Source organism: Bradyrhizobium sp. WSM1253, assembly GCF_000244935.1.
Taxonomy (GTDB): Bacteria; Pseudomonadota; Alphaproteobacteria; order Rhizobiales; family Xanthobacteraceae; genus Bradyrhizobium; species Bradyrhizobium canariense.
In genome coordinates this window covers 254,093-266,623 of record NZ_JH600073.1, presented here as the reverse complement: position 1 = coordinate 266,623, position 12,531 = coordinate 254,093, and the positions used below count along the sequence as shown (strand labels likewise).

The following is a 12,531-nucleotide window of genomic DNA, read 5'->3' as shown; positions in this document are numbered from 1 at the left end:
TAGTCGCGATTGGTGAGTCAAACGTAACCCTACGCGGTAGGCCGCAGCGCGCTGATCTTTCCAGTTAACCGTTAGAGCTCGTCGGACTCCTCGGTTTTCGGCTTCATCGTCGCAGCGAGCACTTGGCGGCGTTTTTCGATGATGCTAGGGTCCTCTTTGTGGATTGCGATCAGCTCTTTGAGGTTCTCGATCCCCTCATCGGTGAACGCCATCACCCCATCTTCACCGACGCCCACGACCCATAGCTGGCCATCCTCGGGGTCCATTTCTTCGGCGACCTCGAACAGCCATTCCTCGTCTTCTCCAAGCATCTCGGCGACATGGCCGAGGGTAAACACGTGGCTGACTTTGTTGACGGGCCCCATCAAGCCGCCTGCGCCGCGAGGCCTTGCTGTTGCGCAATCTTCCAGTTCCAGGGCAGCAGCTCATCGAGCCTGTGGGCGGGGTGGATGGCGATGCGAGCGAGTACATCGGCAAGCCAGACCTGAGGATCGACGTCGTTCATCTTCGCAGAGACGATGAGGCTATACATGGCGGCGGCACGACGCCCTCCGCGGTCGGACCCGCAGAATAACCAAGACTTTCTGCCCAATGCGATGCCGCGCAGCGCTCTTTCGGCGGCGTTGTTCGAGAGACAGACGCGGCCATCGTCGAGGAAGCGTGTGAAGGAGCCCCAGCGCTTGAACATGTAGTTCATGGCCTTGGCCAGATCGTGACCGCGGGAGAGCTTGGCGCACTGCTCACGCATATAGGCTTCCAGATCGGCAACCAACGGAGCGCTCTGCGCCTGGCGGACAGCCTCTCGGTGGTCGGCGCCTTGGCCATTGATCGTGCGCTCGATTGCGAAGAGGGCGTCGATGCGACGCACGATCTCGATCGCAATCGGCGAGAGGGCGATCTCCTTCTTGCCAGCAGCCTTACGTCGCGCGTTTTCCTCAAGATCCGCCATGGCGAAGAACGGGCGCCGGGCATGCACCCAACAGGCCGCCTCCCTGATAGGCCCAGGACTTCGCGGGGGCTCGTAGAGTTTGGTGTATCCGCCGAAGGCGTCGGCCTGCAGGATACCGCTATAGTTGGCCAGATGCGCCTGCGGATGCTCGCCCCTTCGATCGCGCGAGTAATAGAACATTGCCGCCGGCGGATCTGAGCCGCCGAAGGGGCGGTCGTCCTTTACATAGACCCAGCATCGAGCGACATCGCACTTGCCCAAGGCCAGCACGGGCACGGTGGTGTCGTCGCCGTGGAGGCGTTCGGATGCCATGACGTGGGCTTCCAACAGACGCAACAGCGGCTCCAATACCGTGCAGCACGCTCCGACGGCGTCGGCTGCGGTCGACAGACTGATCGGCACGCCTTCCAACGCGTAACGCTCGGTTTGCCGGTTCAGAGGCTGATGCTGGCCGAATTTCTCATAGAGCAGCATGGCCAGCAGGCTCGGCCCCGCCCACCCTCGCGGGATCACATGGAATGGCGCCGGTGCCTGGCTGATCTTCTCGCAGTCGCGGCAAGAGAACTTCTCGCGCATCGTCTCGATTACCTTCCACTGACGCGGCACCGATTCCAGCGTTCGGGTCACATCTTCGCCGAGCTTGCGCAAGCGATTGCCGCCGCAGCATTCGCACGCCGTCGGCGGATCGATCACCACCCGCTCGCGCGGAAGGTGGTCTGGGAACGTGTTGCGCTCAGCGCGCTTGCGCGTAAATCCGTCAACCGTAGTCGTTTTGGCGACTGCCTGCTCCGCCGCCAATTCGTCTTCCGTCGCGTTAGCTTCCAATTCTTCGAAGGTAAGCGCCAGCTGGTCGATCAACCGCGCCGAGCGCTCCGATTTCTGGCCGTAAACCTGGCGCTCGAGCTTCGCTATCCGCAAGGTCTGCTGCACAATCAGCGCGGCGTCCTCCGACGCCTTTGCCCGCGCTACCGCCAGCTCCGCTTTCAGCGCGGCGTTTTCTTCGGCAAGAGCGGCGCGATCAGCATCCATGAGACGAAGTGAATCATAGTTTTAGTGATTTGCGGCACCCCAAAATACGCGGGTTTCCACATTTTTCTTCGCTCATCCCGCCCTTGTCGGCCGCCACGTCAGTTGTGGATTGCGCCAATCGATCCCTTCGAGCATGTACGCCATCTGCGCCGCCGAGATCGACACCGCGTCACCTGACGCCGAAGGCCAGATGAACTTTCCGCGATCCAAGCGTTTCGCATAGAGCGACAGCCCGATCCCGTCATGCCAGAGGATCTTTGCCAAATCGCCACGCCGGCCTCGGAAGATATAGAGATCTCCGGCGTGGGGATCCCGCTTCAGGCTCTCCTGAACCTGCAAAGCCAGACCCTGCATGCCGCGACGCATGTCGGTGTGGCCGGTTGCGATCCAGACTCTGACGCCACCCGGTATCGGGATCATCGCCGGCTCAGAACATCAAGGACCCGCCCCAACGCGTCAGCATCGACGTTCTCGTCAACGCTGACACGCTTGCCGCCACCGAGTTCGATCTCGATCAGGCCCCGGCGCCTCCGGGGCGAAATCACCGCTGGGGCTTCAATCGATGGAACGCTTTCGGTCGCACCCGGGGTGAGCTGAACAGGGACAAGCTTCGGTCCCGCCGAAACGACACTCGCCAGGCGCGCCCGCCGCCGCCACGTGAACACCAAACTCGTCGAAATGCCGTGCCGCCGCGCGATCTCCGTCACAACCGCGCCGGGCGCCAGCGTCTCTTCGATGATCCGCATCTTATCGTCGCGAGACCAGCGACGACGACGCTCAACCCCGCCCAGGACCTCTACCCGCATCTACCGACCTTAAGGCTAGCCTTAAAGCTAGATCCTCGTCGGATACCTGCAACTCAACAAGGCGGCCCACCCCGGAGGAATACAGTCAAACCTGCCAAATGCTGAGATTATTAGCTTTTTGGCCTTGACTGGCGGAAGGGGTGTCCGGTCAACCTTGCTGATATTACTCGTGTTTTCCGCCTGAGTCGCGAGCTATCTACGGTCTTAGCCACGGTCAGATTTGTAGCCTCGCGACCGTGGTTTTCGGCCATCTCGAGCAGCGCGCCGGCCTCGCCGGGCACCCTGCTCTCCTCCGCCAGATCCAGGCAGATGCGCTCCATGCGCGCGAGATCGTCGATGTCGTGCTGATGTTGCCCCATGGGCGCCGATCAGACTCCGGCGCCCATGGTCTCGTCAAGGCTGACCAGGTCCTTAGTTCAGCTTCTTCGGCTTGTTGTTCGCAATGAGCTTCGGCAGATACTGCAAGGCTTCGCTGTCGCGTCCGCGGAAGTAGTCGATGGCACGGTTGGGCAGCCACTCCTCTCGGAAGTGTTTGCGAAAGTCCGCCAGCAGTTGCTCAGGATAAGCCTTGGGCCATACGCGGCGGCCGTCTTCGTAGACGTGGAGATAGGTCGGGAGCGCGTCAGTATCGATGCCGTGCACGTCGCGAAGCCACTTGCAGAACATCTTGCCGTGCGAGATATCCGGCAACATGTGTTCGGGAAGAGTGTACCCCATGATCTCCATCGGACCGATAAGCAACGTCATCATCTCTGCTAGGATGGAGAAGTGCGCGACGGGGATGTTGGGCTGGTTCGCGATATAGCGGCGCAGGTGGTAGGGAACCGTATCTTTGACCGTCGCGGGTCCGGTTCCGTTCATCCATTCGTAGACCCACTGCGTCACCTGGACCGCGAATGGTGCTGAGACCCATTGGCCAAGGTGAATGGCTACCTGAGGATGGACCCAGCTTCCTTGAAAGCGGAAATCTCCGCCGACAACCGATTGAACCAATTCCGTTATCGGAATTCCGATGGCGGTCGCAAGCTCGGTCAGAAAGTCCTTCGTGACCTTGTTCTCGCGGTAGTGACCGAACTGCTTGCCGGCCGCCTGGCACATCGCGGTCGCGTTGATATAGCCGTCTCCCGGGCGCTGGTAGATGATGCCGCCCTGCACCGGGTGCGGGATCAAATCAAAGTGCTGTTGCATTGGTCGCATGTCCTTATGGAAAAGTGACTGCGACACCATGGACATTTATGCGTATCAGCATATTTTCGGTCCTTGCAAAGGGAGGCCGATTCCGGGGTGCCGCAGTCGGTTTCATGTGGAGGGCGATTCTCGGTTGCACGGGAGTCGCCCTTCGGCTTTTCAGCACGCTAACTGGAACGAAAGCAGCGCTGGGACCGTTCCTTAGCGCCACTCTCGAATCAGCGAGAGCACATAACGGTCATTGAACACCCTGGCGCCTTTTCCGCACAACGCACATCGTAGGCACAGGCGGAGTTACGAACAGGCCGACGCCGCTTATTTAGGCGAATCTCTGTCTATACTCGCCTCTTTCCAGAAAATGTCACTCGCTCGCAACATCCGGGCGTTGCCGGGATCGGGACAAATGCACCGCGGCATTTTCCACACCCACGACGCGCAGTAGCTCGCGACCGCCAGGAGCTACTAGGAATCGACAATTTGCACACCACGCACGATGCGGCTTTGATAGCGGCATATGTCCGCCCCCGTTCGCATCCGTAAGCACGAAGCCGTGCCCCAGACCGGCAGTTACGAAGTTTGCTTCGCTGATGGTCGGGCAAGCGTCTACTTCTACTGGGACGATGTCCCGGGACGGCGGCTGGCGCCGAACCTGTTGACTGGGGCAGAAGCGCTTGAGCAGGCCAGAGCACTCGCACGAGCGGAGATGTCCCGCTATTGAAAGACGGAATGAACAAAGGCTGGGGGCGGCCGTTCGAAGATCCAATTGAGGTGGCCGGCACTAAGCTGGCGACGCTGCTCGACGCAGCCAAGTACATCACGGCGCTACCGGAGAAGGAGCACAGCGCGCCGGAATGGCAAGCTGCAATGGAGGCGCTGATCCTGGTGGCGGAAGGCGGCGGCCCGACGATGTTCGCCAGGATCGGCGTCATGCGGGCACTGAACCGCCACTACGTCCCGGCGTTAAACCCCAAGGGGAAGGAACCACATTGGAGCCGGCGTAAGCTGAAGAGGGATCAATGACGCGCGTTGGCAGCAAGGTCAGGATCGAGGGCTGGAAGCCCCTCTCTGAGGAAGAGCACTTCATGACCTGTCCCACCTGCGGCGAACGGTTCGATTGCCGCGAGCTGGGAGAGGTGTTCGAACATCTCCATGGGATTGAACCGGAAGAGGAGCCAGAGCGGCAATGACCGTCTGGATTTACGATCAGGGCGAGGACTTGAAGGTCTTTGCCAATGAGGAAGCCGCACGGGCCTGGATTGACGAGAACGATCCGGAGGGCGTCGCCTTCGAATACGGGGTGATCGGCCCGCCAGCGTGAACCGGCGGGCGTGCGACGAAACCCGTTTTCCGCCTAAAGAAGCACTCCGGAAACAAGCCGGGTCTACGTTTAGGCCAGAGACCAACGGGGATTTCGGTCATGTGGACACTCATCGAAAATCTGTATCGGGATTACTGCCTGACGCGGTTGAACGAGATCCGCAGGTACGAGCTCAGCCACTAGGCAAAGCAAAACCCGCCGACCTGGGAGCCGGCGGGTTCTCAATGCCAATACGTATCGCGGTACTCGTCACTAGTCCGCGATGGTCAATCGTACCGCGCTACCCATTGACGTCAGGTTACCGCCTGAGCCGCCGGCGGTGCGTCATGAGCCGCTGCCGGTCACGCTTTCGGTGGATCTTGCGGCGCCGCTTCACGGCTTGCTCCCGTTCAGGCGGTCCCGGAGATCGCGGGCGCGATCCGCGATGATCAGCATGACGCGATGCATTCCCACCAGAGCCGTATCGGCATCGGGTTGCGCCAGCATAACGCAGAGCAATTCGCTCAGCGTCACGATGTCGTCGATATCTGCCTCGTTCTCGAAGCGGTCGGGCAGCCGGAGCTCAACGATGTTGCTCATGCTGATCGCTCCCGGCTCTCGCAATCCCGTTCAACCAACCGAAATAGTGATCGCATAAACTCGATTTCGAACGGCTCGAGGCTACCTCCCGAGGCTTCGTCGCCTTGCTGATCCATGACGATGTCGGCGAGGCTGGCAAGCGACCAAAGCTCAACCGTCCGGACCGCACTCGCCTTCTTCATGAGGCGCGTAAGCTTGCGTAGCACCGCGTTTCGCCGCTCCCACATACCCTCAATGACGATCTCGGCAACGGTTGAATTGCCGGTGTGCTCGGCGCGCCATGCCCCGTTGATCGCACCATTGATGGACGTGTAGGTGACGGCGGCGCGCATGATCGCCGAGACTCGATCTAGCTCCTCCTCGGTTTTGAGCCGGCTGGGCGGCGCCGCGGGGATCATCTCGGCGAGCGCGGTCGCAGTTGCCGCAGCGCGAGCAGAGTCCAGGTCAATGACGTTGGATGGGCTCGCGACGGGGCTGGGAGAGTCGCTGATGCGTTCTCCCGCTTCAGGCTGTCCGGTGGCGGGGGTGGCGGAAAACGAATCCATGGACACCGCTCGCGGCGGGGACATGGGTCTTTCAATGGTCATGGTGGTGCTCACTGGGTTGGCTTGCTACAGCCGAGCCGTCCGACGCCGACGGCAGGCGGGGGGTAGCAATCGCCAGTGAGACGATTCACCGAGCTTTTAAGCCTTGCAGCTCTGGACATGGCCCGATGCCCCCGCCCTTGCCAACAGACTCGCCGTTGGGCAATAATGGTCGGGTTCGGAGCCGAGCCGCTAAGCTCGTCCGTTAATTCAGCCGCCGCCACGTCGCTTGCAGGCGACAAGGCAATTCCTTGCAGGGAATGCGGCCTATCACTGGTCAGGTTGCTACACCCGACCCCACGCTGCTCCTGATTTGCTAATTTTTCAATACTCCCTTTTCGGGGCGCCTCGGCGCGCGCCGTTCACCCCGTGAGGGCGAAGCGTGTGGTCCTGCTCATCACTGGACACGCATCGGTTCAGCGATCGATCCAGACGTGCCCTCCGAGAGGGATTGGCGCGATTAGGCTGGGGAAAGGTGCCGGGCCGAATGTTGCCGCGCGTTGCCAGAATATTTCTGTGCATTGCGCGATCTTCGGTTGCAGTGGTAGATTTTCGCCGAGATGGGGAAAATCAGATCAATTCAAGCCCTGCGCGCCGTCGCCGCAAATCTGGTGGTGCTCACCCATGTTTGGGGCTTCGAGCAACAGTATTACCCGAATGCCGGCGTTCTTCCTGCCTGCTTTGAGTGGATAGGAATGTATGGCGTCTATCTGTTCTTTGTCATTTCGGGCTTCGTCATCATCCGCGCTGCGGCGAATGAAGATTGGCGCCAATTCATCACAGCTCGCCTCACTCGAATTTACCCGGCCTACTGGTTTTACACGGCTGTTCTTTTGGCCGGGTACGTCGTCGCATCTCCCCAGCGGCTTACGGAGCGGGCCAGCGTTTCCCTGCTCGCTTCATTCACCCTCTGGCCCACAGCAGAAAAGCCGCTTTTAATTGTCGGCTGGACACTCACTTATGAAATTTATTTTTACCTTATCGTTGCAGTGATGATTGCCGCCGGGCTGCGACCACTTCGCACTCTGGTCCTATGGGCTGGTGTCATCCTTGCCGCTCAATCGATTCCATATGAAGCAAACCCTGTGGCAGCGGTGCTGTTCAGCCCGTTAACCCTGCTTTTCATTGCTGGTGGGGCCCTTGGCCTCTTGATCCGCCCGCGCGCGTCCCGCGCGCCGATGCCATATCTTCCGGCCGTTGAGCGATGCGCCGTGGCGTTGGGCGACGCGTCCTATTCGACCTATCTAGCCCATTTTCTCGTTATTTCGGTAATTTGGAAACTATCATTCACCTTGCCTTGGCAAACACCGCAATGGGCCCTGATTTCTTTTAGCCTTCTCGCCGCGAACGCATGGGGGCTGATCAGCTACAGACTGATTGAAAAACCCGCTATGGTCGCAGTGCGCCAGACGAAGAACGCTCCCGATTTTGCGCCTGTTAAATGATCTGATCAGCTTGTTCGCGATGGTGCGGTTCGGGATCGAGCGCTACCAATTCCGATACGGCCCAAAGGGCGTATCCGCGCTGGGGATCACGCCAAAATATATCTGCGCGACCGCTGCAAATCCGATCAGCATCACGCAGAGCAAGACTAGCGGGATTGTCACCCTTCGAATGTCACCGCCCGTTACAAGCAAGTAGTAAAAGGGCAATACCAAGATCAAATAGCGCTGCGCAGGGCGGCTCATCGAAAGCACAGCGACGAAAAGCACGGTCGTGGCGGCGACTCCCAAATTTGGAAGTGATCGCCCAGTTCCTGATAAGCCGATCACGAAGACGGCAAAGAACGCGCCGAGCAGCGCAGTGGAGATCCAATCGCCCAGCCAACGGTCTAGAGGGCCAAAGTTCATCTCTCCACTAGATGGGGGAAGCCAAACTCCGAGTACACATGCGACGAGAATGATCGTCACTTTCGCCGCTGTGCTGCGAGGGAGAGCGCTGCTGCTGAAGCAGGCCTGAATCGAGAGTGGCACTGTTAGTAGAGCGAGATAGCCACCGTACCGAACAATGTTGTTGCCAATGTTGGATGGATCAACGCGAAGAACGGAAAGCCATTTGGGGGAAGTCACCCAAAATCCAAACGTGCGAAACACTACCGTGTTGTACACCAGGAGCGCAAATGTTGCCGCTGCGCCGCCTGCAACCAGGAGCATCACGCGAAACCTGGCGCTCTGACTTTGCTCGGGGCTAAAGGCGACCAGCGGAAGAAGAAGCGCGGCGTGATATTTCATAATGACCGCCAGCGCAAACAGAGAGCTCGCTGCAGCTATCGTGATATTCGATCGCGCTCTCCAGAAGATCGCGATGCTTGCCACAGCAATCGCCATCGGCGGAAAGTCAGCCGTGCCTCTGCCCGCAAAGATCCATAGAAGTGGATTGATCAAGACGAGCAGCAGCAGAAGATGAGCGTTCTTCGGCTCCCTTTGCCGCAAGATCGAGTGCATCGAAACCGCGAAAATCCCAAGGCACCCGACGGCGACAAGTCGGCATCCATAATACGGACTGACATGGAGCGCTCCCGATACAAGCGCTCCTATAAAAGGAACCGTCAGCGTGTTGGCATCAAGCTCAAAAAAATTTCGGATTAGTGCAGCGTCGCCGAACCGGAAATATGCGGACGCCAAATTGAAGGCGCCCTCCTGGTTGACGAACGGAAGGCCCAGCCCAACAATATGAAGCAGAATGACTGTCAGCGCGATCGCCGTTACGCGCCACCTGGCTGCAAGCTCCACTAGTTCCGAACACTGCTTCACGACCCCTGCCGTAACAGCCTTTCAGACTGCATTCAAGACCAGCGAATGCTCATCCGTCGCTCCACCTAATCAGTTAAGGCACCACGCCCGCCATGTTGCCTGCTGCCTGAGTACCGACGCTGTTGCCCGCGCCAGAGTTGACGATCTTGTTCGTGACATTGTTGTATGAATTCAATCCAACCGTCGCGCCTGAAGAAGCACCCGAGAGAAACACTCCCGTAGTAGCGCTAACAATTCGGTTTCCGGTAATAACGGCGCCAGCGCCAGCGCTATTTATTGCAGTGTTGCTCACCGGCGATCCTACAAGTGCAATGTTATTGCCGACAATCATAGCACCGGCAGATGATCCGAGGGAAAGTCCCTGACCGCCAGTCGGGGGACCGTAAATGATATTGCTGCCGATAACTTGCATATCGTTGATGTTTGATTGGATGCTTGCTCCAAACCCATCACTTCCGCAAATTGAGTTGATGAAACTGAATTGAGCGAGAGTTCCTGCAGCACCTGGAGCCTGATAGATGCAGCCAAAAAAACCATTCGTGTTGGTCTTGTCAGTCAGTACACCTTGCCAGTAATCCCGGAGTTCGATTGCGATATTAGCGCTGCCAAAATTTGAATTGGTGAGCTTGATCGATTGAACATATTGCGTTGAAGCTACATCGCCCTCAATGACAACGGCACTGCCAAGCGCTGCGCCACCTACGGTTAAGGCTGTACGGCCGTTGATTGTGACATTGTCTAATAGGACATAGGACCACAAATGGGTGTAGAAACCGATGCCCCAGTAAGCTGACCCCCGATAGGGCTCCCAATCGTCTCCTTGAATCGTTACGTTCCGGATCGAAAAGGTTGGGCCAACAGTTGTGATACTACTTTGCAGGCGAAGTGCGGTGCCGCCGTTTACTTGGTTGGTGGCTAGTGTCAGGTCGCTGATGCTGCCTGTGCCCGCGCTGATTGGGACCGTGCTGCCAGAGGTGCTGGTTGAGATCTGAATTCCGCCACTAGCATTGCTCCACAGCAGCTTTGTGAGATTTTGACCAGCGCCTGAAATGTTAGTGCTGGACCGGTAGCTTGATTGGGCAATTGAAATTTGTGAGGTCAGCAGGAATGTGCCCGAAGGAAATCGCACCGGCAGATTGGTCGCGAGGGCGGAATTGAATGCTGAAGAGCAACTCACAACGCCGGTCGGATCACACCCCCACCACACCGGGTTGGCATAGCCAAGCGACGTGCACCCCCAAGCGCTCGACATACGCACCCAGAAATTGCCGATCGTAGTCGAGCAGAACGAATCCCAGATGCTTGTCGGTGTCGCGCCCGCGGCAGGACCGGTGCTGCCTGAGACGTTGGCAACGATCTGGTTATTCAAGATTGTCGGAAGCGGGCTCGCGAAGGTGCAATCTGCGCGGAGGAAATTTGCCGTGCCGCCGCCGGTCGCTGGGACTAGCCCGGCCGTCAACGTTGCGCACGGGCCGCTCACGGCTGAATGGAAGACCGAGAACGGGATGGCTTGGGCTGGCCCAGGGCCGACACCCATCCGTCCCCATACGGAATTGGCGGGAAGCGTTGGCCCGGTCTGCGCTGCGGCGAGTGCCGGCAGCAGGGCGAGGAAGGCGAGGAAGGCGAGCGCGCTGGCAAAAAGCCGTTTCATCGACGTTGTCTTTCCGAGCGCTAACTCCGCACGTTGCGGATGAAAGCTCGGCTCCGATCAGGGAAGCCGCTGAAAGACGTTTGCGCCGATGTCCAAAGGCGGGGCTGGTTACGGAAAGCCCGATCCGAAACGCGCTTGAGGTGCGCGCGACCTACTACTCAAAGGGCAGATGTTCTGCTTGCAGCAAGTTTCTGAACTTGTCTTCGTCCAATCCCGCCAGCTTGCGCAACGTCTGAGCTACGCGGCGCCAGCGGTGATCCTGAAAATTCAACTGGCGCAACTTCTCGCGCGTTGTCTTAAGCTCGCGCTTGAGGCCGAGAATTGCCGATGTTTGCTTATCGTCCATTCTCAACCCCGGCAATAAGTGGACCGGACTTTCTCCCCGCACGCCGGTCCATGGCGCGGATGAAACGGGCATCGCTGCCCTTGGAGCTTCGAATTCTTACGAGCCGCCGGTGCCGAGGTCGAGCAGCGCCACCGTGAAGTTGTTGAACGGCAATGAGTTGGCTTTGCACGAGGCAATGATCCGGCGGTAGTGCGCGATCTCGGCCGTCTTGATGGCTGCAGCAACGGCCGCACTGCCACCGCCAGCCGCGTAGGCAGCAGCGATGGCGCCCTGGCGGTTCATCTCGCTATCGATGCACGTGCCAGCATGGACCTTGTTTTCAGATTGTATGACGGCCATGGTTTTATACCTCGTACCTTGCAGTTGCTGCATCATACGCACGCTGCAAACTCGGATTGAGTGCAGCGAACACGTCGAACTTCTGTGCATAGACGTCGAACACTGACGGGCTTCCCCTATAGCCAAGCCTTGCGGCCTCGCTCCTTAGGGCCAATCCGCGGTCATCCATAGGTTCGACCATCGCAATGATCTCGGTCGTCAAAGAGCCGTCGACCATCTTCTCCAGGTGGTTCAAGAACTCGAGACGCATCGCGGCGGGCATTTCGCGTTTCAGCGCTCTTTTGGCCAAGCTCGCGCAAACCAGCGTGTATTTGTGGCCGACGCTCATCATGTCGCGGCCTCGTGCTCGATGATTTTAGGTGCTGAAAGGAACTTGGCGGTCAATTCCTCGATGCGGTCCATCACTCGTGCTGCATCCGCGGCCGACACCTTCACTTCGCCTTCCACCTTCACCGTGTGCGTTGAATTGGCCGGCGCGACGCGATCCATTAGGATGCCGAGCACGCGGCCAAACTCCCTGTGCTTGTCGTTGCCGAGAACGCGCGCCATCGCGCGCACGGCAACAGGGCCAAGCGTCGTCAAATATTGCTGGCTAACCTCCGCGATCGCAGCCTGCACCTTTGGATCATGCGATATCTGGTAGGCCATGACCGAAAGCGAGTTGTTCGAACTGGTCGGCGTCCCGTACCCCGCGGCGCGCGCGGCAAAGAGGCCCGCGCCCTGGCTGCGCGGCGCCTGAAATAGCGCATGCACAAACCTCTTCTGCCGCTCGTTAAGAGGTAAGCGCGAAGCCGATACCCTTGCTTCAGAATTCGAATGAACGTGCGAAAGAAGCCTCCGGCTTGGACGGAGGTTTGGGATGGGATTGGACAGCAAAAAGGACGTCCATTTGGACGGCTCAACGAGGGGGTCGGTGAGCCGGCTGGAGGTTCTTGAAGGACCATCGGGGCGCCGCGTACGTTCGGAAGCCGAGAGAGCTCGGATCGTCG

The 12,531-nt window shown here is 59.0% G+C and carries 17 protein-coding genes; 4 read left to right on the top strand and 13 right to left on the bottom strand.

Translation table 11 applies throughout. The features are described 5' to 3' along the window. Positions 1-71: 71 nt before the first annotated feature. From BRA1253DRAFT_RS03165 to BRA1253DRAFT_RS03140, 5 genes are all read right to left on the bottom strand, one after another. Positions 72-365: a hypothetical protein gene (locus BRA1253DRAFT_RS03165; RefSeq protein WP_007590556.1), complete on the bottom strand. Its 294-nt coding sequence runs from the start codon at positions 363-365 to the stop codon at positions 72-74. Further along, positions 365-1,978 carry an IS66 family transposase gene (locus BRA1253DRAFT_RS03160; RefSeq protein WP_007591031.1) on the bottom strand — a complete coding sequence of 538 codons (1,614 nt, stop codon included), beginning with the start codon at positions 1,976-1,978 and terminating at the stop codon, positions 365-367. The genes BRA1253DRAFT_RS03165 and BRA1253DRAFT_RS03160 overlap by 1 nt, the downstream gene beginning before the upstream one ends. A 72-nt stretch (positions 1,979-2,050) precedes the next feature. After that, a complete protein-coding gene (gene tnpB, locus BRA1253DRAFT_RS03155; RefSeq protein WP_007591027.1) occupies positions 2,051-2,398 on the bottom strand; it encodes an IS66 family insertion sequence element accessory protein TnpB in 348 nt (115 codons plus the stop codon). Then, positions 2,395-2,784: a transposase gene (locus BRA1253DRAFT_RS03150; protein ID WP_007591026.1), complete on the bottom strand. Its 390-nt coding sequence runs from the start codon at positions 2,782-2,784 to the stop codon at positions 2,395-2,397. The genes tnpB and BRA1253DRAFT_RS03150 overlap by 4 nt, the downstream gene beginning before the upstream one ends. A 411-nt stretch (positions 2,785-3,195) precedes the next feature. Further along, positions 3,196-3,972 (bottom strand): KilA-N domain-containing protein, encoded by a 777-nt coding sequence (locus BRA1253DRAFT_RS03140; RefSeq protein WP_007591023.1) that lies wholly within the window; start codon positions 3,970-3,972, stop codon positions 3,196-3,198. Positions 3,973-4,698: 726 nt separating this feature from the next. Between BRA1253DRAFT_RS03140 and BRA1253DRAFT_RS03130 the strand changes: the two genes are divergently transcribed. From BRA1253DRAFT_RS03130 to BRA1253DRAFT_RS45820, 3 genes are read left to right on the top strand one after another with little or no spacing between them, the layout of a single operon-like run. Next, positions 4,699-4,992, top strand: a complete 294-nt coding sequence (locus BRA1253DRAFT_RS03130; RefSeq protein WP_007591022.1) for a hypothetical protein — start codon at positions 4,699-4,701, stop codon at positions 4,990-4,992. Next, positions 4,989-5,159 carry a hypothetical protein gene (locus tag BRA1253DRAFT_RS44265; protein WP_007591021.1) on the top strand — a complete coding sequence of 57 codons (171 nt, stop codon included), beginning with the start codon at positions 4,989-4,991 and terminating at the stop codon, positions 5,157-5,159. Before BRA1253DRAFT_RS03130 ends, BRA1253DRAFT_RS44265 begins: the two co-directional genes overlap by 4 nt. Beyond that, on the top strand, positions 5,156-5,290 hold the full coding sequence (locus tag BRA1253DRAFT_RS45820; protein ID WP_007591020.1) for a hypothetical protein: 135 nt from the start codon (positions 5,156-5,158) through the stop codon (positions 5,288-5,290). The genes BRA1253DRAFT_RS44265 and BRA1253DRAFT_RS45820 overlap by 4 nt, the downstream gene beginning before the upstream one ends. 372 nt (positions 5,291-5,662) lie before the next feature. Here the strand turns inward: BRA1253DRAFT_RS45820 and BRA1253DRAFT_RS03125 are convergent, their stop codons facing one another. Next, a complete protein-coding gene (locus BRA1253DRAFT_RS03125; RefSeq protein WP_007591019.1) occupies positions 5,663-5,869 on the bottom strand; it encodes a hypothetical protein in 207 nt (68 codons plus the stop codon). Then, entirely contained in the window at positions 5,866-6,414 is a 549-nt protein-coding gene (locus tag BRA1253DRAFT_RS03120; RefSeq protein ID WP_007591018.1) for a hypothetical protein, read from the bottom strand. The genes BRA1253DRAFT_RS03125 and BRA1253DRAFT_RS03120 overlap by 4 nt, the downstream gene beginning before the upstream one ends. A 599-nt stretch (positions 6,415-7,013) precedes the next feature. Between BRA1253DRAFT_RS03120 and BRA1253DRAFT_RS03115 the strand changes: the two genes are divergently transcribed. Continuing rightward, entirely contained in the window at positions 7,014-7,898 is an 885-nt protein-coding gene (locus BRA1253DRAFT_RS03115) for an acyltransferase (RefSeq protein ID WP_007591017.1), read from the top strand. Between the two features lie 42 nt (positions 7,899-7,940). Here BRA1253DRAFT_RS03115 and BRA1253DRAFT_RS03110 read toward each other — a convergent pair whose 3' ends face one another. The 6 genes from BRA1253DRAFT_RS03110 to BRA1253DRAFT_RS03085 form a co-directional block, all read right to left on the bottom strand. Further along, positions 7,941-9,206: a hypothetical protein gene (locus tag BRA1253DRAFT_RS03110; RefSeq protein WP_007591014.1), complete on the bottom strand. Its 1,266-nt coding sequence runs from the start codon at positions 9,204-9,206 to the stop codon at positions 7,941-7,943. A gap of 73 nt (positions 9,207-9,279) precedes the next feature. After that, positions 9,280-10,857 (bottom strand): hypothetical protein, encoded by a 1,578-nt coding sequence (locus BRA1253DRAFT_RS43350; protein WP_007591007.1) that lies wholly within the window; start codon positions 10,855-10,857, stop codon positions 9,280-9,282. A 154-nt stretch (positions 10,858-11,011) separates the two neighbouring features. Continuing rightward, positions 11,012-11,203 (bottom strand): hypothetical protein, encoded by a 192-nt coding sequence (locus BRA1253DRAFT_RS03100; protein WP_035992657.1) that lies wholly within the window; start codon positions 11,201-11,203, stop codon positions 11,012-11,014. Between the two features lie 96 nt (positions 11,204-11,299). Further along, entirely contained in the window at positions 11,300-11,485 is a 186-nt protein-coding gene (locus BRA1253DRAFT_RS03095; RefSeq protein ID WP_157158532.1) for a hypothetical protein, read from the bottom strand. Positions 11,486-11,546: 61 nt separating this feature from the next. Next, positions 11,547-11,873 (bottom strand): hypothetical protein, encoded by a 327-nt coding sequence (locus BRA1253DRAFT_RS03090; RefSeq protein ID WP_007591001.1) that lies wholly within the window; start codon positions 11,871-11,873, stop codon positions 11,547-11,549. Next, positions 11,870-12,531, bottom strand: a 662-nt coding sequence (locus BRA1253DRAFT_RS03085) for a hypothetical protein (protein WP_210161953.1), incomplete at its 5' end; no start/stop codon positions are given. The genes BRA1253DRAFT_RS03090 and BRA1253DRAFT_RS03085, both read right to left, overlap by 4 nt.

What these genes read in the sequence shown, in the direction of transcription:
- BRA1253DRAFT_RS03090 (WP_007591001.1), bottom strand. Translation starts at nt 11,873, where the DNA reads ATGATGAGCGTCGGCCACAAATACACGCTGGTTTGCGCGAGCTTGGCC.
- BRA1253DRAFT_RS45820 (WP_007591020.1), top strand. Translation starts at nt 5,156, where the DNA reads ATGACCGTCTGGATTTACGATCAGGGCGAGGACTTGAAGGTCTTTGCC.
- tnpB (WP_007591027.1), bottom strand. Translation starts at nt 2,398, where the DNA reads ATGATCCCGATACCGGGTGGCGTCAGAGTCTGGATCGCAACCGGCCAC.
- BRA1253DRAFT_RS03115 (WP_007591017.1), top strand. Translation starts at nt 7,014, where the DNA reads ATGGGGAAAATCAGATCAATTCAAGCCCTGCGCGCCGTCGCCGCAAAT.
- BRA1253DRAFT_RS03125 (WP_007591019.1), bottom strand. Translation starts at nt 5,869, where the DNA reads ATGAGCAACATCGTTGAGCTCCGGCTGCCCGACCGCTTCGAGAACGAG.
- BRA1253DRAFT_RS43350 (WP_007591007.1), bottom strand. Translation starts at nt 10,857, where the DNA reads ATGAAACGGCTTTTTGCCAGCGCGCTCGCCTTCCTCGCCTTCCTCGCC.
- BRA1253DRAFT_RS03140 (WP_007591023.1), bottom strand. Translation starts at nt 3,972, where the DNA reads ATGCAACAGCACTTTGATTTGATCCCGCACCCGGTGCAGGGCGGCATC.
- BRA1253DRAFT_RS03100 (WP_035992657.1), bottom strand. Translation starts at nt 11,203, where the DNA reads ATGGACGATAAGCAAACATCGGCAATTCTCGGCCTCAAGCGCGAGCTT.
- BRA1253DRAFT_RS03130 (WP_007591022.1), top strand. Translation starts at nt 4,699, where the DNA reads ATGAACAAAGGCTGGGGGCGGCCGTTCGAAGATCCAATTGAGGTGGCC.
- BRA1253DRAFT_RS44265 (WP_007591021.1), top strand. Translation starts at nt 4,989, where the DNA reads ATGACGCGCGTTGGCAGCAAGGTCAGGATCGAGGGCTGGAAGCCCCTC.
- BRA1253DRAFT_RS03150 (WP_007591026.1), bottom strand. Translation starts at nt 2,784, where the DNA reads ATGCGGGTAGAGGTCCTGGGCGGGGTTGAGCGTCGTCGTCGCTGGTCT.
- BRA1253DRAFT_RS03160 (WP_007591031.1), bottom strand. Translation starts at nt 1,978, where the DNA reads ATGGATGCTGATCGCGCCGCTCTTGCCGAAGAAAACGCCGCGCTGAAA.
- BRA1253DRAFT_RS03095 (WP_157158532.1), bottom strand. Translation starts at nt 11,485, where the DNA reads ATGAACCGCCAGGGCGCCATCGCTGCTGCCTACGCGGCTGGCGGTGGC.
- BRA1253DRAFT_RS03120 (WP_007591018.1), bottom strand. Translation starts at nt 6,414, where the DNA reads ATGGATTCGTTTTCCGCCACCCCCGCCACCGGACAGCCTGAAGCGGGA.
- BRA1253DRAFT_RS03165 (WP_007590556.1), bottom strand. Translation starts at nt 365, where the DNA reads ATGGGGCCCGTCAACAAAGTCAGCCACGTGTTTACCCTCGGCCATGTC.